The 22,975-nt window shown below is 42.8% G+C and carries 15 protein-coding genes and 1 tRNA gene; 14 read left to right on the forward strand and 2 right to left on the reverse strand.

Features of this window, described 5'->3' with window-relative positions; genetic code table 11:
* Window positions 1–40 precede the first annotated feature (40 nt).
* The 14 genes from HEQ36_RS03415 to fdhD all read left to right on the forward strand — a co-directional run bounded on the left by HEQ36_RS03415 (window position 41) and on the right by fdhD (window position 19,479).
* On the forward strand, window positions 41–1,177 hold the full coding sequence (locus HEQ36_RS03415) for a citrate synthase (protein ID WP_168637231.1): 1,137 nt from the start codon (window positions 41–43) through the stop codon (window positions 1,175–1,177).
* A 485-nt stretch (window positions 1,178–1,662) separates the two neighbouring features.
* On the forward strand, window positions 1,663–2,781 hold the full coding sequence (gene nuoH, locus HEQ36_RS03420) for an NADH-quinone oxidoreductase subunit NuoH (protein WP_015080283.1): 1,119 nt from the start codon (window positions 1,663–1,665) through the stop codon (window positions 2,779–2,781).
* An 88-nt stretch (window positions 2,782–2,869) separates the two neighbouring features.
* A complete protein-coding gene (ndhI, locus tag HEQ36_RS03425; protein WP_027402454.1) occupies window positions 2,870–3,463 on the forward strand; it encodes an NAD(P)H-quinone oxidoreductase subunit I in 594 nt (197 codons plus the stop codon).
* Between the two features lie 263 nt (window positions 3,464–3,726).
* Complete coding sequence (locus HEQ36_RS03430; protein ID WP_039200070.1) at window positions 3,727–4,344, forward strand: NADH-quinone oxidoreductase subunit J; 618 nt, start codon at window positions 3,727–3,729, stop codon at window positions 4,342–4,344.
* 102 nt (window positions 4,345–4,446) lie between these two features.
* Window positions 4,447–4,752 carry an NADH-quinone oxidoreductase subunit NuoK gene (nuoK, locus tag HEQ36_RS03435; protein WP_015080280.1) on the forward strand — a complete coding sequence of 102 codons (306 nt, stop codon included), beginning with the start codon at window positions 4,447–4,449 and terminating at the stop codon, window positions 4,750–4,752.
* A gap of 6 nt (window positions 4,753–4,758) precedes the next feature.
* Window positions 4,759–5,679 carry an NAD(+) kinase gene (locus tag HEQ36_RS03440; RefSeq protein ID WP_027402456.1) on the forward strand — a complete coding sequence of 307 codons (921 nt, stop codon included), beginning with the start codon at window positions 4,759–4,761 and terminating at the stop codon, window positions 5,677–5,679.
* A 628-nt stretch (window positions 5,680–6,307) separates the two neighbouring features.
* Window positions 6,308–7,444, forward strand: coding sequence for a glutamate--cysteine ligase (gene gshA, locus HEQ36_RS03445; RefSeq protein WP_168637232.1), 1,137 nt, complete (start codon window positions 6,308–6,310; stop codon window positions 7,442–7,444).
* A gap of 413 nt (window positions 7,445–7,857) precedes the next feature.
* Complete coding sequence (locus HEQ36_RS03450; protein WP_053538214.1) at window positions 7,858–8,319, forward strand: tRNA (cytidine(34)-2'-O)-methyltransferase; 462 nt, start codon at window positions 7,858–7,860, stop codon at window positions 8,317–8,319.
* A 769-nt stretch (window positions 8,320–9,088) separates the two neighbouring features.
* Window positions 9,089–11,446, forward strand: coding sequence for a peptidoglycan DD-metalloendopeptidase family protein (locus HEQ36_RS03455; RefSeq protein WP_168637233.1), 2,358 nt, complete (start codon window positions 9,089–9,091; stop codon window positions 11,444–11,446).
* 146 nt (window positions 11,447–11,592) lie between these two features.
* A tRNA-Met gene (locus HEQ36_RS03460) sits at window positions 11,593–11,666 on the forward strand.
* Between the two features lie 822 nt (window positions 11,667–12,488).
* Complete coding sequence (locus tag HEQ36_RS03465) at window positions 12,489–13,793, forward strand: OFA family MFS transporter (RefSeq protein ID WP_168637234.1); 1,305 nt, start codon at window positions 12,489–12,491, stop codon at window positions 13,791–13,793.
* A gap of 507 nt (window positions 13,794–14,300) precedes the next feature.
* Window positions 14,301–15,953, forward strand: a complete 1,653-nt coding sequence (locus tag HEQ36_RS03470; RefSeq protein ID WP_168637235.1) for an NADH-ubiquinone oxidoreductase-F iron-sulfur binding region domain-containing protein — start codon at window positions 14,301–14,303, stop codon at window positions 15,951–15,953.
* Window positions 15,950–18,619 carry a formate dehydrogenase subunit alpha gene (gene fdhF, locus HEQ36_RS03475; protein ID WP_168637236.1) on the forward strand — a complete coding sequence of 890 codons (2,670 nt, stop codon included), beginning with the start codon at window positions 15,950–15,952 and terminating at the stop codon, window positions 18,617–18,619. Before HEQ36_RS03470 ends, fdhF begins: the two co-directional genes overlap by 4 nt.
* Before the next feature lie 20 nt (window positions 18,620–18,639).
* Window positions 18,640–19,479, forward strand: a complete 840-nt coding sequence (gene fdhD / locus HEQ36_RS03480) for a formate dehydrogenase accessory sulfurtransferase FdhD (protein ID WP_053538183.1) — start codon at window positions 18,640–18,642, stop codon at window positions 19,477–19,479.
* Window positions 19,480–19,807: 328 nt separating this feature from the next.
* Here fdhD and HEQ36_RS03485 read toward each other — a convergent pair whose 3' ends face one another.
* On the reverse strand, window positions 19,808–21,244 hold the full coding sequence (locus HEQ36_RS03485) for an FAD-binding domain-containing protein (protein WP_168637237.1): 1,437 nt from the start codon (window positions 21,242–21,244) through the stop codon (window positions 19,808–19,810).
* A 278-nt stretch (window positions 21,245–21,522) separates the two neighbouring features.
* Window positions 21,523–22,809, reverse strand: coding sequence for a dihydroorotase (locus HEQ36_RS03490; RefSeq protein WP_168637238.1), 1,287 nt, complete (start codon window positions 22,807–22,809; stop codon window positions 21,523–21,525).
* Between the last annotated feature and the right edge of the window lie 166 nt (window positions 22,810–22,975).

A 22,975-nucleotide genomic window follows, 5' to 3' on the forward strand; every position in this document is an offset into this window, starting at 1 on the left:
TTAGTGTGAGCAGATATTTTACAAAGTAAATGGTGTTGCCATGACGGTATGCGAATACAAGCCTGGTTTAGAAGGCATTCCCGCAGCCCAGTCGAGCATTAGTTATGTAGACGGGCAGAAAGGAATTCTAGAATATCGTGGTATCAGGATTGAGGAATTAGCCGAGAAAAGTACATTCCTAGAAACTGCATATCTGTTAATTTGGGGTGAATTACCAAATCAAGAAGAACTAAAAGCATTTGAGCATGAAGTTCTCTTCCACAGGCGCATCAAATACCGCATTCGGGACATGATGAAATGCTTCCCTGAAAGTGGTCATCCGATGGATGCACTTCAAGCCTCGGCTGCTGCTTTAGGTTTATTCTATTCTCGTCGGGATTTACATAATCCGGTCTATATTCGGACTGCGGCTGTTCGTTTAATAGCGACGATTCCCACAATGGTAGCAGCGTTCCAGTTAATGCGAGAAGGTAATGACCCGGTTAAGCCTAGAGATGATTTAGGCTATGCGGCTAACTTCCTGTATATGCTCAACGAGAAAGAACCTGATCCTTTAGCAGCCAAAATATTTGATATCTGCTTAATTCTTCATGTTGAACATACAATGAATGCTTCAACATTTAGTGCTAGAGTCACAGCTTCTACTTTAACTGATCCCTATGCTGTCGTTGCTAGTGCGGTGGGTACTTTAGGCGGTCCATTGCACGGTGGGGCGAATGAAGAAGTAATTCAGATGTTGGAAGCAATTGGTTCTGTAGAGAATGTTGTCCCCTATGTGGATGATCTTCTCAAACGCAAAGCTAAAATTATGGGCTTTGGGCATCGTGTCTACAAAGTCAAAGATCCCCGCGCAACAATCTTACAAGGCTTGGCAGAGCAGTTGTTTGATAAATTTGGCTATGACGAATACTATGAAATAGCCGTGGAAATGGAACGGGTAGTTTCGGAAAAACTGGGTGACAGAGGGATTTATCCTAATGTTGACTTTTATTCCGGTTTAGTGTATAGGAAAATGGGAATTCCTACAGACTTGTTTACACCAGTATTTGCGATCGCTCGTGTAGCTGGTTGGTTAGCACACTGGAAAGAACAACTGGTAGAAAACCGGATTTTCCGTCCTACCCAAATTTATAACGGTCGTCATGAAATCGCCCACACTCCCATTGACCAACGTTAACTAACAAATAAATTAACTCTAGATTTTGGATGTTCAATTCAAGTCCTCTAGTGGGCAGATTGATAACTGTCCTATCTACCATTGAGGCTTGTCGTCCAAAATCAAAACCCGCTAAAATTGGCAACTTGACAACAGCAGCCAGTGTGGGAAAATCAGACAATTTGTAGACCATAGACAACCGTTACCAACTGGGAAGCGGCTAATTTGTCTTGTTTAACGACTTAATGGGGAAACTTTTGCCCATTTCCTCACCCACCAATCATCAATTCCCAATCCCAACCATAAGTAGAAGTTGTCTTGTGGAGTCTCATGGTGAAAACCATCCAAGGATATACTAGACTCATGAATTGGCAAATGTATTGAACTTCAATCGGTCATCATCTCAGCAGAGATTATTACTAAAGCTGAAGACAAAAGATGAAAATTAGAATAACTGATTTCATCCTTCACAGTTCATCAGCACGTTGACTTAAAGAGCAGCAAACATGAATCCAGGAATTGACCTCCAAGGAACTTTTATTCAATCTGTCAAGGACTTAGGCGTACCCCCAGGAGCGGCCAAAGCCCTATGGATGCCATTACCAATGGTATTGATGCTGATTGGGGCTACAGTAGGTGTCCTAGTGGCCACATGGCTAGAACGGAAAATTTCTGCGGCAGCACAGCAACGGATTGGTCCTGAATACCAAGGACCATTTGGATTGTTAGTGCCTGTGGCAGATGGTCTGAAGCTGGTATTTAAAGAAGATATCATCCCCGCTAAAGCAGATCCTTGGCTATTTACCATTGGTCCAATTATTGTCGTTTTACCAGTATTTCTGTCCTATTTAATTGTGCCATTTGGACAGAATATTATCATTGCTAACGTCGGTATGGGCGTATTCTTGTGGATTGCATTATCGAGTATTCAGCCCATTGGCTTATTAATGGCGGGTTATGCCTCCAATAATAAATATGCCTTGTTGGGAGGTTTACGGGCAGCAGCGCAGTCCATCAGTTATGAAATTCCCTTAGCATTGAGTGTACTAGCGATCGCCATGATGTCCAATAGTCTTAGTACCGTTGACATCGTTAATCAGCAATCTAACTTTGGCATTCTCGGCTGGAATATTTGGCGACAACCATTAGGTTTCGTGATCTTTTGGATAGCCGCCCTAGCAGAATGCGAGCGCCTACCCTTTGACTTACCAGAAGCAGAAGAAGAACTAGTTGCCGGGTATCAAACTGAATATTCAGGCATGAAATTCGCCCTCTTCTACCTCAGTTCCTACATTAACCTGGTACTTTCTGCCTTACTAGTAGCAATTTTGTACCTTGGTGGTTGGCATTGTCCTATACCCCTGGAGATGATCACTGGTTGGTTAGGAGTCAGCGAAAGTGACCCAGCAATTCAGGTAGTCACAGCGGTTATAGGTATTACCATGACCGTAATCAAAGCCTACTTACTAGTATTTTTCGCCATCCTCATTCGTTGGACAGTACCACGGGTACGGATTGACCAATTGCTAGACTTAGGATGGAAATTCCTCCTACCAATAGGCTTGGTAAATCTCCTATTAACTGCCGCCTTCAAACTAGCCTTTCCCTTCGCCTTCGGTGGGTAAGGCAATTTTAGATTTTAGATTTTGGATTGAATCTGAAATCTAAAATCCAAAATCCAAAATCCAAAATTGTAAAGAGAGAGACACAAAAATGCTCAAATTCCTCAAACAAGTTGGTGATTACGCCAAAGAAGCAGTCCAAGCAGGTCGTTATATTGGTCAAGGATTATCTGTTACTTTTGACCACATGAGACGGCGACCTGTTACCGTTCAATATCCCTACGAAAAATTGATTCCTGGGGAAAGATTTCGCGGTCGCATTCACTATGAATTTGACAAGTGTATTGCTTGTGAAGTCTGTGTGCGTGTTTGTCCCATTAATCTTCCTGTCGTTGACTGGGAAATGGACAAAGGCACTAAAAAGAAAAAGCTCAAACACTACAGTATTGATTTTGGAGTTTGTATCTTCTGTGGTAACTGTGTGGAATACTGTCCCACCAACTGTTTATCCATGACAGAAGAATATGAACTAGCCACTTATGATCGCCATGAACTTAATTACGATAGTGTAGCCCTGGGACGATTACCCTATAAAGTTACAAACGATCCAATGGTGACACCACTGCGCGAACTTGTTTACCTACCTAAAGGCGTAATGGACCCTCACGGAGTCCCCGCCGATGCCCCCCGTGCAGGTTCTCGTCCAGAAGACCTAGTAGTCTGTCAACCCGAAAATGACGGGTGAAGGCAAGCAGGGGGGGTAGGGGAGGTAGGGGAGGTAGGGGAGGTAGGGGAGGTAGGGGAGGTAGGGGGGGGAGGGGAGGGAAGAACAGAAGTTTTTTCCGATCATTACCCGTCAAAATAAATTTGACGAACTACTAGTAGAAACAGAAAAATAATTAGTTATTAGTCATTAGTCATTAGTCATTAGCAAAGATAATTTACAACTGACAACTGACAACTGACAACCAACAACTGACAACTAACAACTGACTAAGGACAAAAACAGTGAATCTAGCAGAAGGAGTACAGTCTGTATCACTTGGCATTCTTGGTGTAATGATGATTGGGACAGCGCTCGGTGTAGTGTTATTCTCTAACATTGTTTATTCCGCCTTTTTGCTGGGAGGTGTATTCATCAGCATGGCGGGAATGTACCTATTGCTAAATGGTGATTTTGTCGCATCAGCACAAATACTAATTTATGTTGGTGCTATTAACGTTTTAATTCTGTTCGCCATCATGTTGGTAAACAAAAGACAGGATTTTTCACCATTACCTAGTGCTGGATTAAGAAAAGTATTTACAGCTATAGTCAGTTTTGGACTATTTGCGCTTTTAAGTACAATGGTATTAGCTACACCTTGGGCTTATACAATTAATCCCGTAGTTAATCAAAATTCCATCGTTGTCATTGGTGAGCATTTCTTCAGCGACTTTTTGCTACCCTTTGAATTAGCTTCCGTCCTCTTGCTAATAGCGATGGTAGGCGCAATTATTTTGGCGCGTCGGGAATATCTCCCTGACCAAGTACCAACCACTGAACTACAACAAACAATTTTAACCCTACCAGAACGTCCCAAAGAACTCATCTCCACTGGTAGCACCACTACAAATGCCGAATAGCAACTGGAAAGAGATATCAAGGTTAAAAAACTTCTGTCTTTTGCCTTTTAACTCTTGCCTCTTGCCTTTTGCCTCTTGCCTATTCCTTGACAACTGACAATCATGCAACTCCAATACTTTTTATTACTAGCCGCAGCTTTGTTTTGCATTGGGATTTATGGCTTAATTACCAGTCGGAACGCAGTGCGGGTACTCATGTCAATTGAGTTATTGCTAAATGCCGTTAATCTAAATTTAATGGCATTTTCCAACTTCCTGGATTCAACCTTAATTAAGGGTCAGGTTTTTACCGTTTTCGTGATTACCGTAGCAGCAGCAGAAGCAGCAGTAGGTTTAGCGATCGTTCTGACTATTTATCGCAACCGCGATACCGTTGATATGGAGCAGTTTAATCTTCTGAAGTGGTAATAGTTAGTGCAACTCAAGCAGGTAATCATTGCTTATAAAGCCCGAGATCCCCAGAGTCAACGCTGGGCTGAACTCTGTGCTAAACAACTAGAAAATCGTCAGTGCCAAGTATTGATGGGACCTAGTGGACCAAAAGATAACCCCTATCCGGTTTTTTTGGCCTCTGCTAATCAACCAATTGATTTAGCTTTGGTACTCGGTGGTGATGGTACTGTCTTAACCGGCGCTAGGCATTTAGCTCCAGCCGGCATTCCCATTCTCGGAGTCAATGTAGGCGGACATTTGGGGTTTTTAACCGAGTCAGTAGATGAGTTTCAAGATCCAGAAATAGTTTGGGACAGGCTGTTAGAAGATCGTTATGCTATCCAACGGCGGATGATGTTACAAGCAGCGGTATATGAAGGAACTGGCTCAAATTTAGAACCCGTGACTGAAAGTTACTTGGCTTTAAATGAGTTTTGTGTCAAACCCGCTTCTGCTGACAGAATGATCACCTCAATTCTAGAAATGGAAATTGATGGTGAAATAGTAGATCAATATGTGGGAGATGGGTTAATTATTTCTACTCCCACAGGTTCTACTGGTTATACTGTTTCTGCCAGCGGACCAATTATCCATGATGGGATGGAAGCAATTACTATCACTCCCATTTGTCCCATGAGTCTTTCTAGTCGTCCTCTGGTTTTACCCCCTGGTTCTGTGGTTAGTATTTGGCCTTTGGGCGATTATGATTTAAGCACCAAACTCTGGATGGATGGTGTTTTATCTACTTCTATTTGGCCAGGACATCGTGTTGATGTGCGAATGGCTGATTGTCGCGCTAAGTTTATTGTCTTACGGGCAAATAATTCATATTATCAAACATTGCGGGAGAAGTTACTGTGGGCGGGAACAAGAGTTCGTTACAACAATAATCACCGCAATTGATGTTTATGTTTATTTTCTAAACTTTCACCCCGTCACGCTTGTAATCCTCAATCAATTTTCGCCCCCAATTGCAATTTATTTGGGGGTTTTTTATGTCTACTCTTAGAGGGTGTTTGAAAAGTATTAAGTAGGTTGGCGTTGAAAATTGTCGTTATGGCAAGGCAAAAGGCAAGAGGCAAGAGGCAAGAGTGAAGAGGGTTTGGGCGATTTTACGTTTCTTTACACAGTTTGGTTTTATTGTGTTCACCTACTTATACTCAAAAGGGCTTGATTGTTTGATTCTTAACGTAAAACATCTATCCCGCAAAGAACTTAAGTCGTCTCGTTCCCAGTCTCTGACTGGGAATGAATTCTAGAAGGCTCTGCCTTCAATGATATTAGAGGCAGAGCCTCATCAACTGCATTCCTAGTCAGAGACTAGGAAAGAGATGTGGTAGGGATTTGAGCTTAAGTTGACACATATCAACACTGCTAAACCCCTTGTAAAAGGGGGAAACAATAAAAATCCAGTTCCCTCCCCTTTATAAGGGAAGGGTTAGGGAGGGGTAAAACAATGTACACAAAAAATGCAAAAAATCGTCTAATTAGATACAATTTATGAACATTAGAAGAAGTTTTGGAGAATAACATGGTCTTATTAAAAGGCTTTGAGATTGAGATGTACACTGGCACGCATCAAGGTGACATTGTGGGACTATCGGACAAAATTGTTACAAACTTAGATGGATTTATGCGTGAACCGGATAGCCGGAATGTGGAATACATAACTCAACCATCTATCAATTATGACAGTTTGCTGTGTGCTTTATTGCGTCCTAGAAAGACGTTGCGGAATTATCTCCAAGGTTTAGATAATTATACTTTGATACCAGGTAGTACATTATCTTTGCAAGGAAGCCAAAGCTTTTTGCGTTCTGACCCTACGAATCCCTATCATGATTACATTGAACAAACCTATGGCACAAAGGTAGTTACAGCCAGCGTCCATATCAATATTGGTATCAGTGACCCAGAAATATTAATGCGTGCCTGTCGGGTCATCAGAATGGAAGCACCTCTATTTTTAGCCATGAGTGCCTCTTCTCCTTTCCTGGATAGTAAAACCACAGGTTATCATTCCACTCGCTGGGGACTATTTCCCCAAACCCCTGATTATGTTCCCTTATTTGCTAGTCATGCTGATCATATTCAATGGGTAAATGAACAGTTGGCGGCTGGAACAATGCAAAATGTCCGGCATTTGTGGACATCAGTGCGTCCAAATGGCGATCGCCGACCTTATGATCTAAATCGGTTAGAATTGCGAATTTGTGATTTAGTGACAGATCCTATTGCCTTGTTAGCGATGACAGCAATGCTGGAAGCGCGGTTAATCCAAATTATTGACAACCCCAGTATTGATCCTTTAACTCAAAGCCCGTTTTCTCCCGAAGAACTGATTACCTTAACCAGAAGCAACGAAATGGCTGCCGCCACTGACAGTCTGGATGCAAGATTACAGCGATGGCAAGATGGTAGCAGTATCCTGGCTAGAGATTGGATAGCACAAATCTATCAAGAAGTTTGGAGTATCGCCAAACAACAGGGCTTTAGTTGTTTCTTATCCCCCTTGCAAAAAATCCTGCGAGAAGGCAATGAAGCTCAACAATGGTTGCAACTGCATAAAGTAGGCATTGATATTCAGCGTGTAATTGCTCAAGCTATTATTGCCACCCAAGAACGGGAAACCGAATTAGAAAGCAAACTATGTTCATCTGTGAGGTAATAGGCAAGAGGCAAGAGGCAAGAGGCAAGAGGCAAGAGGCAAGAGGCAAGAGGCAAAAGGCAAGAGGCAAGAGGCAAAAGGCAAGAGGCAAAAGGCAAGAGGCAAGAGGCAAAAGGCAAGAGGCAAGAGGCAAGAGGCAAGAGGCAAGAGGCAAGAGGCAAGAGGCAAGAGGCAAGAGGCAAGAGGCAAGAGGCAAAAGGCAAGAGGCAAGAGGCAATTTTTTAAAGTCGAGAACATTCTTCCTGATTCCTACTCCTTCTTTCCCTCCTGACTCCTAACTCCTGAATGATTTAAAAAAATAATCACAGGGAAATACTTCGTACATATTAAAAAAAACTATATATCGCCTCTACATTTTGGTAGATTTTTAGACAGTAAGAAATTTCCTAATATACAATTTAGAGCTGAGAAAGATGCCCCAGATAGTTTTAGTCAACCCACAAATTCCTCCTAATACTGGCAATATTGCCCGGACTTGTGCTGCTACAGGTACGGAATTACATCTAGTTGGTCCATTAGGATTTGAAATTAGCGATCGCTATCTCAAACGAGCCGGGTTAGATTATTGGCCTTACGTTAAATTCCATTATCATAATTCCATAGAAACATTTCAAAACGTACATAAACAACGTGGAGGTAGATGCTTAGGTTTTAGCGTTCGTGGTAATTTTAATTACATTAATTTTGAATTTCAACCAGATGACTGGCTACTCTTTGGCAGTGAAACAGCAGGATTACCAGATCCCATTCTCTCCACTTGTGACTCCACCTTATATATTCCCATGTATGAACCCGGTGTGAGGAGCTTGAACCTCTCAGTCAGCGTAGCCATAGGTTTATTTGAGTGTCGTCGTCAGTTAGGCTATTTACAATAATTCATATTCACCAACAGAAATTTAGGATTAACTGTGATAGAAACATATTGATCAGAATCAACCATGCCAGAACTCCTGAAAACAATGTTGCATAGAATACAGAAATAAAAGATTAATCATGGTAAATACTGATAAAGTCTGCTAACATGACATAAGAAATTTGTATAGATATTTTCAGGGTGATCTAACCAACAAGGATAGATTTTAGTTAATTCTCAGCTTATGACTCAAAAAAGCCAAAACTCCCCAACACCTTGACTCTCAATGAATCAGACAACATTGTATCCAGAAATACAACAAAATCATGCAAAAATCGCGGATGTTGTATACGGTTGTTTTTTAGGGAAGAATAAAAGTAAAATCTCGTATTGATAAAACGGATTTAGTCAAAAAATCTTGAAAACGTCTACAGCGGGATCATTGCTATTGTAGAAATTGTCCCAGATCATGAGCTAACGAAGACAATAAACCTAGCCAAGTTATGATATTTGTTTAGTTCTGTGTTTTTGCAGCAAAATAACTGAGGATGAATCTCAACAGTGAAAATTTCTAGGTTGTGAGGAGTGACTTAGACAAGACAGCACCAAAAACTTTAGGGTTTACAAAAGTGTGGAACTTGTTTAAATCAGAGAAGCACGTTAATCTTGCGTAAGTGTCTCTGGTGAATGTGATCTTGATGTATGGTTTAATGTGATATCAATCATGGATTAATATCCAAACTTAAAAATCAAGATTCAGTTAAACGCTAGTGATCATTAGGAGGTCGTCTTTGAAACGAGCATTGAAAAAAAGAGATAAGGCTGTGTTGAACAATACCCCCAGCGGCGATGATGCCCCGGTAGAGCAAACAAATTATGAGATCAATCCCAAAATGACTCGCCGGGCGCGGACTCATCGGGCAGCCATGATTGGCTTGGCAATATCCATGGGGGCAACCAGCCTTTTGGTGACTCGACAAAGCGATCAAGCCCAAGCAGCGGCTCCTGTTGGCAGTCAAAAAGCAGCTTCAACAAATCCATTTGTTGCTGAGACTGAGATGAAATTTGCCGCCACTAAACTGGAAGCCCCAACCGTCTCACCCACAGGTGAGTTAGGCAATCCAGTGATATTGGAACCAACAGTAGTCTCACAAGTACCTGGGCTTGAAGCTAAATGGCAAATTGCAACCAACAGCACAGCCGTCGAAGGCACTGCATCCAACGTAATTTCCCCAGCCAAATCAGTTGACAGAAATTCTGTCCACTCACAATTAGCGCCGGGAGTAAGCTATAGCCCAATTCAGGCGACATTACCAACAAATAACCAACAGCCTGAGACAGCATCAAAGTTGTCTACAGTGGAAGAGGTTACTGGCAGTACCCAAAATTTGTCAGCAGGCGAGTTAGCCGGCGGTAATGTTGATGCCCAATTAAAAGCACAGCAGGAATTTGCCCTGAATCGCTTACAGGAAAAATCAATCCGCTTAAGAAATAGTTTGGCAGACTTACGGTCTGAACAAACTCAAGATTTATTAAAAACTGGTATTCAAGAAGCACAGCCAACCACTGTAGCTAATAGATCCGTACCAGAACAATCGGAGAACTTGACTGATTTCCAACAATCCGATCTGATTTCTCGGTTGAAACAGAACAAAGAAACAAGTGCGACGATACAGCAAATACCTGTTCCTGCATCAGCCTCAACAAAAGTTGTTGCACAATTGTCTGCTTCAACATATCAAGTGAAGCCCGGAGACACCTTAGCGGAAATTGCTAACAGTTATGGTACTTCAGTTTCTGAGCTAGTTAGAACTAACAACCTGAGTGATCCTAATCAACTGCAAATTAATCAAAGGTTAATTATTCCTGCCGACAAGATATTAGAAGCCTCCAGCCAGGTAGATAATTCTTCTTTAAATAACCCTAGTTTTAACCCTAGATCATTTGTTGCCAACAATACCAGTGTAACAATTCCTGCCCCAAAAATAAATGAGCAGGTAGAAGGGATTGAAACTCCGGCTACCAATAGCGTGGCTATCCCAGTCCCAGTGGTGACACAAGAGCAAGAACAGACTAATTATCCTACTATTGCTAACCGAATAAATGTTCCTGCACCAATAGTCCCAGATAGCCAAGGGCAGCCGACTATTCCTATTGTTATTCCCAAAGCCTTACCTACTCCCAGTAACTCTTACGGCTTAGGCGGTGATGCTCCATTACCAAGAGCTTTTTCCCAAAAGCAGGGTTCACAAAAACCCGTGCAAAAGGTATCTAAAGCCAAAGGTAATGAACGTATCCGTAGCTTGCAAGCAGAAATTGAGAGATTGCGTTATAAATACCGCGCTCAACAATCTGGTGTAGCTGTTACAGCCCCTGAAAACAATATTCAGTCTGTACCTGTTGCTATTGAATCATCTAATAACTTCACAGTATCTCAAGCGAATGCCATCCAGATTGCCGTACCTCAAGCAATATTGCCCAGCTACAGCAATCAACCGCTTAAGACTCTGGTAACAGCATCCGCTCCCACCAACGAGCCAATTAACCCAGAATTTCTGCCTAGCAAAACTGGCGCTAGATGGAATTCTCCCCCCAAATCATCTGGCATTAAGTTAACAGTACCTCCTGCTCGTACTAGTGCCTCTGACTCTTTAGGAAAATTGCGAGGAACTTCTGTTTCTCCCGCTTTACCACCTATAGCCGCAGTGGATATCCACTTGCCTCAGACCACTGAAGACAATCCCAGTTTCCCAGCTAATTCTTCCACCACAGGCTACATTTGGCCTGCTAAGGGAGTTCTGACATCTGGTTATGGCTGGCGCTGGGGAAGAATGCACAGGGGGATTGATATTGCTAACTCAACCGGCACACCTATTTACGCTTCATCTGCTGGTGTAGTGGAGAAAGCTGGCTGGAACAGCGGTGGTTACGGTAACGTTGTGGATATCCGTCATGATGATGGTAGCCTGACTCGCTATGGACATAACAGCCGAATTTTGGTGCAATCTGGTCAAAGAGTGCAACAAGGTCAGCCAATCGCGGCTATGGGTAGCACTGGTTTCAGCACTGGACCTCATAGTCACTTTGAAGTTCATCCATCTGGCAAGGGTGCTGTTAACCCTATCGCTTTCTTACCCAATCGCATTTAATTCTCGCTGGTTGGGGATTTAGTGATTTTTTGGTTAATCGAGGGAGGTGAACTCCCTCTCTTTATTTTGAAAGTAAAAATCTGGAAATTGATAGTTGTCAAATGCAAATTGGTGTGCTATCTTAAGATAAGTTGATAAAACAACGTGGCTCAGTAGCTCAGTTGGTTAGAGTACGGGACTCATAAGCCTGGGGTCGTCAGTTCAAATCTGACCTGAGCCATTAAAAACAATATGATATATAAGGGTTTTCGTGATTTTACAAAAGTCCATGTCCCAACTGTTTTGAGTATAATTTCCTGACTATCCTTGGTTTAGCTATCCCGACAGAAGCCCCACGTCTCACTCTTAGGGTGTCAGCTTAACTTAAAACCTCTATCCCGCAAAGAACTCAAGTCATCTCATTCCCAGTCAGAGACTGGGAATTAATTCCAGAAGGCTCTGCCTTCAATGATATTAGGGAACACCAAAAAATAAATTACCCGATTTTGTGGGATGGGCATCCTTCCTGCCCGTCCTTGATGGTTAGCGGGCTTTTCGTCCCGCACCACAAGAAATTTTTGGGTATTTTTTTAATTGGAAGTCCCTTAGAGGCAGAGCCTCATCAACTGCATTCCTAGTCAGAGACTAGGAACGAGGTTACGAGGTGTGGTAGGGATTTGAGCTTAAGTTGACACCTGTGAGCTTTGACTTTACCCCTACCCGGAGAATCAAATAATTAAGCCGTGTTGGGTAGACAATGAGAGTGTCAAGGCTTTAACTTGTCACCAATGGATATCCTCCATATCATATACTATAAAAATTGTCAATCCGTTAAAGATATTAAAGTCTTGTCTATCCTCTTTGGGATGCGGAGCAAAAAACTATTTGGCACGATAAAAAAAGTTTCTCTGGTTGCCTAATGCTCTTTCATCACACTGGGTTGAAACCTTATGGGAAATACACCTCATCATATCACAATACCTTAGCCAAATTACGAGGGGTAGAAACAGCGAGCAATAATCAATTACAGTGAAAGTCCTGCCAGAGAGGAAGCGTAATAGCGATGACCATTAATCCATCTGAGCAAAGGTTATTAGAACATTTTGAAAGAAAACGTTGGATGATCACCATTGCCGCTGTCATCATCCAGTTATGCTTGGGAACTGTCTATGCCTGGAGTGTCTTTAAAAACGACCTCGTTGCCAATCACGGATGGGATGAAGTACAAACTTCTGCTACTTTCATGATCTGTATTGGCATGATTGGACTAGCAGCAGCCTTTGGAGGAATTCTAGTAGATAAAAAAGGTCCAAGGTTAATTGCTACACTAGGCGGACTGCTGTTCGGGATAGGAACGATTGTTGGGGGAATCGGAGTTCAGACGGAAAACATCCTGATTCTCTATCTGGGTTATGGACTTTTGGGAGGTTTGGGGAACGGTTTCGGTTACGTTACCCCGATTGTCACTCTTATTCGCTGGTTTCCCGACAAAAGAGGTTTAGTTACTGGTTTAGCCGTTATGGGATTCGGTGCTGGTGCTTTTTTTATGGGGAGGGTAGCACCAACTAATATTGCTGCTTGGGGAGTACCTGCTACCCTCTATATCTGGGGTGTCATCTTTTTGGTTTTGGTAGTTGGTGCAGCTATGTTTTTTGACAACCCTCCCCATTGTAAATTGCCAGTTCAATCGAATTCTCAAGCAGATGCCACTCCTGATGATGACCCCTTTACTTTTGAAGAAGCCATTCATACGACCCAATGGTGGCTGGAATGGACAATGCTGTTCTTAAATGTGACAGCAGGGATTGGTTTAATCTCTCAGCTTTCTCCCATTGGTAAAGAACTTTTTCGTCCCCTAGCTAACAGTAGTTTATCACCTGAGCAACTCATTATAGCCATTGATGATGCTGGGGGATTAGTGGTGGCTATTGCTTCTATTTTTAATGGTCTGGGAAGACTTTTCTGGGCGTGGCTGTCCGATGGAATTGGCAGAAAAGCTGTCTTTTCGATTATGTTTTTGTCTCAAGCTGTACTTTACATAATAATTCCCCATCTTGATAACTATTATGTATTTATAATTTTTGCTTGCTATCTCCTAGCCTGTTATGGAGGAGGCTTTGCGACAATGCCTGCCTTGGCTGCGGATTCTTTTGGTTCTGAAAACATTGGCAGGATCTATGGCACGATGTTGACGGCTTGGGGAGTGGCTGGAGTTATTGGTCCATTGATCTTTTCTTATATCAAAGAAGTAACTGGTAGTTTTGTTTGGGCATTGTATATTGCTACTGGTCTTTTGGTCATTGGATTTATCTTGTCTAGACAATATCAAAGACCGAGACATAAGGCATGGGTTCGTCTCACAAGTTAATAATGCCCTAAGTGGGCATATATAAATGTAAAAACGCAAGTTATTACCTTCTCAAGTATACCCAGCGTCGACACTCCCCGGTCTAAAGACGCGGGGATTATATAGAGAGTTTCAGTCTATATCTCTCAGTTATCCCAGCTTCAGGCAGGGTTCCTTAAATATTTGGGTTCTTGCCCTGATCCTGTTTGCCATTACTGGCAGAATCATCTCTGCTTGCGGTGAGCGAAGCCGAACTGACAAGCGTAACTTTCCGAGAGTCCCCCGGTAGGTTTTTAATGTCTTTGCTGACAATTTAATTGTCTCACGAATATGGATTAAAATTTGAAATAATTTCAAATTTTTAAATTAATGTCAATGCAGGATAAAGGAAAGCCTCTAGCCTTCATCCCTTGTCTAAAGCACAGATGTAGCTGACTTAGGAAGCTACATCTTCAAGGGTTTTCGGCATTTCCCTTATAAAAGCCAGAACAATGGCTCAACAAAGTTCATTTACTTGAGATTATGAAAATGCCGAGACGCTACTGGGAAACTTACAACGGGGAGACATCACCTCTGTTACAGATCCACGACTATCTTCGTTCTCAGAAAACTGCTCTTGAGACATCGGACATCAAAGCATTGGCAGAGCAGGTAAAATTACCAGAAGCAACAGTACGAGGTGTAATCTCCTATTACGCTGATTTGCAGGATCATCAGGTTTCGACGCGAGTCTGTCAAGGAACATCCTGTATGCTGGCTGGTTCAGGTAATTTATATGACAACCTCCAGAAGTATTCAAAGTGTCAAGTAGCTTACTGTCTTGGGTATTGCGATCGCTCACCAGCCGTGTTAGATGCTCAAGATCGGCTATTATTTCACCAGGAAGCCCGAAATTTACCAGATAAATGTTCAGGATCAAAGGTTGAACAACCTCAGCTTTCTGTGCGCTGTCTTGCCCAAGAACCCCTAGTCACGGTCCGTTTAGGAGATGACTATTCCCAGTTAGAAAAAGCTAGAAATGCAGGAGTTTACTCGACATTTTTGCAAGCCCTTCAAAGTAGTCCAGAAGATATCTTATCCACCTTAGAACGCGCTGGTGAACGGGGACGTGGGGGCGCAGGTTTCCCCACAGGCAAGAAATGGCGGAGTTGCGCCCAAGCCAAGGGAGAACCACGTTATGTTATTGCTAACGGTGATGAAGGCGATCCAGGCTCTTTCATTGATCGGGTACTCATGGAAAACGATCCTCATGGGGTTGTTGAGGGAATACTGCTGTGTGGATATGCAGTAGGCGCAAATCAAGGCATTGTGTTTATTCGTTCCGAATACCCCAAAGCGATCGCACGGATGCGAGAGGCGATCGCCCAAGCCCGTGCTGCTGGTATTTTTGGTTCTCAGGGATTTTTTCCCTTTGAAATCTCCATTTTCCCTGGCATGGGTAGCTATGTCTGCGGCGAAGAAACTGCCATGCTGAATGCGATTGAGGGGTTACGAGGCGAAGTGCAAATTCGTCCTCCTTATCCCACAGAAGCAGGACTCTATGGCAAACCAACCATAGTTAATAATGTAGAAACCCTAGTTAATATTGCCCCTATTCTCGAAAAAGGTGCTGAGGCTTATGCCGCTTTAGGCACAAAATTTAGTTCTGGAACCAAAGTCATCTGTTTAAATCATGGTTTTGCCCGTCCGGGGATTGTGGAAGTAGAGTTTGGAACTACCGTGAGAGAAGTAATTACCGAAGCGGGGGGCGGTGCTGATGGTAAACCCCTAGAAGCGGTATTGTTGGGAGGTCCAATGGGCAGTCTGTTACTTCCTGATCTGTGGGATGTGCCAATTTGCTATGAAACAATGGCTGAACAGGGGATTCAGTTAGGACATGGGGGCATAGTGGCACTGCCAGCGGGTACAGATTATCACGCCTTGTTAGAACATTGGCTCAAGTTTATGAAGGATGAATCCTGCGGTAAATGTGTTCCCTGTCGTTTAGGTTCTCAAAAGGCTTGGCATTTGGTACGCAATCAAATTCATCAACCACAATGCCAATCGCAACTGGAACGACTATTTGAGGTAATGGAACAAGGAAGCCTCTGTGCCTTTGGACAATATATGCCAGATCCAATGCGCCAGATGATTGAACATTTCGGAGACCGGATTTTTCAGTCAGGAGTAGGAGGATCATGAATTCACCACAGGCAAAGATTAACGGACAGATTGTTGACATCAAAGACGGTGAAACTATTCTCCAAGCAGCAAAACGACTGGGTATGGAAATTCCTACTCTCTGTTACGCTGATGGAATGCACCCGGAAGGGGGATGTCGGATGTGCTTGGTAGAAAGTAACCAGAAAAACCGTCCTTTGGGTGCTTGTCACACCCCTATCCAAGCGGGCATGAAAATTCAAACTCATACACCCAAACTGGAGGCATTGCGGCGGGATATTCTCTCCCTTTACCTAGATAATGAGCAACCTGTTTTTCAAGGTAATGGACAAGAAACTAAGTTTACTCGGTTGCTTCAAGATTATCAGTTAACAGCCATTGCCAACGCTCACCCTGCCAAGGTAGATGAAAGTCATCCCTACCTCAGATTCAATCCTAATACCTGTATCACCTGTCGTCTTTGTTTAAATGCTTGTGAACAAATCCAGGGGCAGTTCGTTTATAGTGTTGCCGGTCGGGGTTCAGAAAGCCATCTGATTTTTGGTGCAGGAAAAAGTTTTGCCGAAAGCCCTTGTGTAGCTTGTGGTGCTTGTGTAGATCAATGTCCTACAGGGGCAATTAGCGATCGCGATCGCTTTACAGCCTCTCACATCGAAACAGTGACTCAGACAGTATGTGGTTACTGTGGGGTGGGTTGTCGTCTGGAAGTAAGTACAGCCCAAGGAAAAGTAGTACAGATTACTGGCGTTCCCACAGCCGTGGTCAACCATGGACATTTATGCCTGAAGGGACGCTATGCTCATACTTACCATCACTCTTCTGAACGCCTGACTCAACCCATTAAGCGGGTTGGTCAGGAATTTCAACCCATTTCTTGGCAAGAAGCCATTGAATTGATCGCCGGTGAATTATTGAGAATTAAGGCAGAATATGGCAAGGATGCACTAGGGGTCTTTACCTCTTCACGCTCGACTAATGAGGCTGCCTATCTCCTCCAAAAACTGTTCCGCACTATCATCGGCACAAATAATATTGATTGCTGTGCGCGAGTCTGTCACTCCTCTACCGCTACCGCCCTACAAATGGTAACTGGTGCCGGAGCCGCCACTGCGTCCTATCTCGATATTGAAAAAGCTAAATGTATCGTCATTGCTGGAGCTAACCCTACGGAAGCGCACCCGGTCATTGGGTCGAGAATCAAGCAAGCGGTGCTAAAGGGTGCGCGGCTGGTGGTCATTGATCCGCGTCGCATTGAATTGGCAGAATATGCAGATATACACCTACAACTTCTCCCTGGGACAAATGTTCCTTTATTGAATGCCTTAGCCAAAGTCTTAATTGCAGAAGACTTGATCAACCACGACTATCTTAACGAGCGTGTCGAAGGCTATGAGGAATTTCGCGCCTTTGTCAATCATCTTTCTCTCGATGAAATCGCCAGTATTACCACTGTTGAAACCAACCTGATCCGGGAAGCTGCCCAGTTAATCGGTAGTTATGGTCAAACCCTATTTGTGCATGGTCTTGGCTTATCGGAATTAACCCAAGGGACTGCTTCTGTGATCACCCTATGTAACCTGGGAATGCTCACCGGTAGTATTGGCGGCGAAGGTGCGGGAATGTTGCCCTTGCGAGGACAAAATAACGTTCAAGGTAATGCAGATATGGGCAGTATGCCTAACTTGATTACCGGATATCAACCGTTAAATGATCCTGCACTGCGGCGGCGTTTAGAACGACTTTGGGGAGGATTACCACCAGAACAACCGGGACTGACCAGCCAGGAAATGATTGATGCTGCTGCACGGGGCGAAATCCGCGCTCTCTGGTGTCAGGGGGAAGATATGGTTCAAAGCGATCCGAATGAAACTCACGTCAGGAAAGCACTCTCTAACCTAGATTTTATGGTAGTCCAGGATTTATTCTTCTGTGAAACAGCCCGCTATGCTCACCTTATCTTACCCGCCGCCGCCGCTTTAGAACAGGAGGGAACTTTTACCAATGCTGAACGGCGCATTCAATATGTTAGACCCACAGTACCATCTCCCGGAGAAGCACGACCTGACTGGGAAGCTATCCGTGATGTTGCCGTGAAAATGGGAGCTAATTGGCATTACCAACATCCTGGAGAGATCATGGATGAAATTGCCCAGGTTGCACCCCACTATTTTGGTGGTGTCAGCTATGCTCGTCTGGCAGGGGATGGCTTACAATGGCCTTGTCCCTCTCCTGACCATCCAGGAACGGTTACGGTACACGCTGATCGCTTTATGGGAGGTAAAGGGCAATTGGTGGCGATTGACTACGTACCCAGTCCTGAACATGGGGTCAAAGGATATCCGTTCCTTTTAATTACTGGGCGGCTGCTGGAACATTATAATGTTGGTACCATGACCCGTCGCACGGCGAACCAAGAGTTAGTTCCTGAAGATGTCCTGGAAATTCATCCTGGAGATGCTGATCAGGAAAACATTGCTGATGGGGAGCAAGTCAATCTCGAAAGTCGTTGGGGAAGTATCCAAGTTAAAGTCAAGAAGTCTCGACGCATTGCTCCTGGAACTTTGTTTCTCTCTTTCCACTACCCAGAAACCCACACCAATCGCATCACTGGTCCTCATTTAGATCCCCAATCTAAGTGTCCCCAGTATAAAGCTGTTGCTGTTCGCCTTCAGCCAAATAAATCTTAATTTGGTTACCGCGAGGTCCTATGAAAACCTTCAATAAAAGCAAAATCAAAATGCCAGTCTGGGTAGTCGAGAATGGTAAAAAGCGACTACGACAAGACTATCTCACCACTGAAGAACCGTTAGAAATTCGCTTAGTCTCCTCACGTTGCACCGTAGCTATTACCATGCGTACCCCAGGGGCAGATTTTGCTTTAGCGGCTGGCTTCCTCTATAATGAAGGTGTGATTAGTTGTAAACAAGATATTCAAACCATCAGCTATTGTGTAGATGAAAATATTGATGGTGAACAACGCTACAACATCGTTAATGTAGAATTACGTCCAGGGTTAATTGTAGACTTACAACCTTTAGAACGACATTTTTACACCAATAGTGCCTGTGGAGTCTGCGGTAAAGCCAGTATTGAGGCTTTGAGGCTGCGGGGTTATCCGATGATTGCTGCTGAAATGATGGTGACACCTAAGTTACTCTACAGTCTACCTGATCAGTTGCGGGCTGCTCAAGGTGTCTTCAATGCTACAGGGGGGTTGCACGCTGCGGCGGTTTTCGATATGCAAGGACAACTTTTAAATTTACAAGAAGATATAGGCAGACACAATGCTCTAGATAAATTAATTGGCACTGCTTTATTAAGTTGTGATTTACCTTTTCATAATCATATTATTATGGTTAGCGGACGTTCTAGTCTTGAAATTTTACAGAAGTCTATAGCGGCTAGAGTACCTATTGTTTGTTCTGTGTCTGCTCCTAGTAGTTTAGCTGTGTCTATGGCGCGGGAATTTGGTATTACTTTAATTGGTTTTCTGCGTGGGGAACGATTTAACGTTTATTCTGGCATAGAGAGAATTTTTACTACCTAAGGGACTTCCAATTAAAAAAATACCCAAAAATTTCTTGTGGTGCGGGACGAATTGCCCGCTAATCATCAAGGACGGGCAGGATGCCCATCCCACAAAATTGGGTAATTTATTTTTTGGTGTTCCCTAACAGTGTACTAGTATGTTAATTTTGTGTGTTTTGGAGCGATTTCCTGGGAAATTATTGGTGTTACCGTAGTTTAAACCGAAAACATCTGTTCCAGGCACTTTCTCATAAAAATATGGCGACATATTTTGTGCGTGAAGTCTTATGGGATAAGGGATTCAGAATTAACACACTAGACTTGACCTGCACCTGTGGTATAATATTTCATCCAATAGTCTTTTGTTGTTGATATAATTGCTTAAACAGAGCTTGCTGTTGTTTATGATCAACAATGGGCTGGGGATAATTTGTTCCATAATAATCTAACGGGGGAATTTTCCCAGTTACCAAGTATTCTGGAGATACATAACGCAATTCAGGTATCCACTGACGAATATATTCTGCTTCGGCATCAAATTTTTGGGTTTGACTCGCAGGGTTAAAAATCCGTAATGGTTGAGGGTCCATACCACTAGAAGCACTCCATTGCCAGCCTCCATTATTAGCAGATAAATCACCATCAATGAGTTTCTGCATAAAATATTTTTCTCCCCATTGGGGGTTAATAATTAGATCTTTAGTCAAAAAACTGGCAACAATCATTCTACATCTGTTGTGCATCCAGCCAGTTTCATTTAATTGACGCATGGCGGCATCTACTATAGGATAGCCTGTTTTTCCTTCACACCAAGCTTGAAAATAATTTTCGTTATTTTGCCAAGGGAAGGTTTTAAAAGTGTCTCTATATGCACCCTTAGCTAATTCTGGAAAATGGTACATAGCGTGTTGATAAAATTCCCGCCATGCTAATTCCTTTTGCCATGTTTGGATACTGGCATTTACTTCTTCACTGTTACTATTTGCCAGTGCTTCTATCGTAGTTTGCCAAATAGTTCTCATACCAATGACACCAAACTTCAAAGCGGCACTTAATTGAGATGTACCATCAATTGCGGGGAAATTCCGCTGTTCTTGGTATTCATTAATAGCAGATTTGGCAAAATTATCTAATTTTTCTTGTGCTGCTAATTCTCCGGGAGAAATTATTAATTCTGCATCCCAAATAAAACCTAAATCTGCGGCAGAAGGTAAATTAATAGTTCCTGTGAGTTGAGAAATTTCTTGTTCTTCCGCTGTTAAATTTTCCAGATTTGCTAAAGTTTTAACTGGTTTAGCTTTAGATTTAGTAATCCAATTTTTCCAGAAAGGAGTATAAACAGTATAGGGAGTTTTTGCACCGCTAAAAATTTCTGTTGGTGAATGCAATAACTGATCCCAATTGTCGTTAAGAAATTCAATTCCTTGAGTTTCCAAAGCCTCAATTACTGCTAAATCTCGTGTTTGGGAATAGGGTTCAACATCCCAATTCCAAAATACGGCTTTTGCTTTTAATGCTGTTGCTAATTTGGGAATTGCAATCACAGGATCATTTTGCAAAATTAATAATTGACTACCTGCTTGCTGATATCTTTCCTGAAGAGATTGCAAACAGCCAATCATATATTCTACCCTAACGGGGGCAATATCATCACTTTGGAGAATTTGGGGATCTAGACAAAATACACCTACAATCTTCGCACTTTTTTCTCTAGCCGCAGCTAGTCCTGTATGATCAGAAATGCGTAAATCTCGACGATGCCAAAACAGAATTAAATCAGACATTGAGTATTAATATAGTTCTGATGTACTAAAATAGATTATACCAATTTTATATGAAACTGCTCAGAATAATTATCATCCGTATTCATCGGCGTTTATCCGCGTTTATCTGCGGTCAATTATTCTTAAAATCTTACTTTCCGCAGCCTCAATTTAAATTATACTACATTCCTAGTCAGAGACTAGGAACGAGGTGTGGTAGGGATTTGAGCTTAAGTTGACACCAATGAAGCTCTTGCTTTACCCCTACAGATCTGGGTTCTTTGTCATTTGGCAAAAGTTTAAATCTCACCCGTATTTAGTATAGTATGACACCAAACTTGCACAGTCCGACCTGTAACTTCTTGACCAAACCAAGGGGTATTATAAGCAAGTGTCTGGAGGTTTGCCTTGTTTATATGCCAAGTTTGCAACGGATTAAATAAAGTTAATTCGGCTATTTCCCCGGCTTGAATGGCTTTAACTTCTTGTTGCAAACAAGCTGCTGGTTGATGACTCAAAACGCGCCATAATTCTGAAGCTGTAAATTCTCCAGTGGTGACGAGATTTTGCCAAAGCAGGGGTAATGCTAATTCTAAACCAATTGCCCCCGGTGGTGATTCCCCAAAGGCTTGAACTTTTTCTTCATAAGTATAAGGTGCGTGATCAATAGCGATCGCATCTATGATCCCAGTTCGCACAGCATCCCGTAAGCATAACATATCTTGGTGGTTTCCCAAGGGCGGATCTAAATGTAAGGATGTGTGATAGCTTCTAATAGCTGTTGTATCTAATAAAATGTGCATCCAGGTGGTACTAGCGGTAATGGGAAGACCTTGAGCTTTAGCTTTAGCAATTAATTCTACACTACGAGCAGTAGAAACACGCATAATATGAACTGGTGTACCAATATCCGCGACTAATTCTAATAAAGCGGCAATTGCTGTTGTTTCCGCACTAACTGGAATGGGAGATAAACCTATTCGCAAGGCTTCTGCACCGTCTCTGATTTTACCATTAGCGGCCAAATGGCGATCGCAAGGCCAAAAAGCCACAGGTTTACCAAAGGGTTGAAGATACTCCAAAATCCGTCTGACTATCCCCAAATTCTCCCAAGGTTTAGCATCAGTAAAACCCACAACCCCCGCTGCGGCTAAATCTGCTACCTCTGTTAATTGTTTACCTGCTAGATCTAAGGTAATTGCTCCCCAGATATGCAAATGGGGAGAAGCTTTTCCTCTATCTCTCTGTTGCTGTAACTGTGCTACTAAAGCAGGTTTATCAATGGGTGGTGATGTATCTGGTAAAACACCCACTCTAGTAAAACCACCCGCTGCGGCAGCTTGTAATAAAGAACTTAAAGTTTCTCGTTCTTCAAATCCAGGTTCACCTGAATGACTATATAAATCAACTAATCCAGCCCCAAGAATTAAGCCTTGACAATCACGAATAGAAGTATCAGCACTAAAATCTGTAATTTGCGGAGCGACAGCTTGGATATAGCCATCAATAATTAATACATCTGCTACGGTATCAGTTTTCTGAACAGGATCAATTACTCTTACTTGTTTTAATAGTTCTTTAGTCATTGGTCATTAGTCATTGGTCATTAGTCATTGGTCATTGGTCATTGGTCATTGGTCATTGGTCATTGGTCATTGGAAAAATTCTTTCTCACTCCCCCTACTCCCCCTACTCCCCCTACTCCCCCTACTCCCCCTACTCCCCCTACTCCCCCTACTCCCCCTACTCCCC

The organism is Anabaena sp. 54 (assembly GCF_017355725.1).
In the GTDB taxonomy this organism is placed as follows: Bacteria; Cyanobacteriota; Cyanobacteriia; order Cyanobacteriales; family Nostocaceae; genus Dolichospermum; species Dolichospermum heterosporum.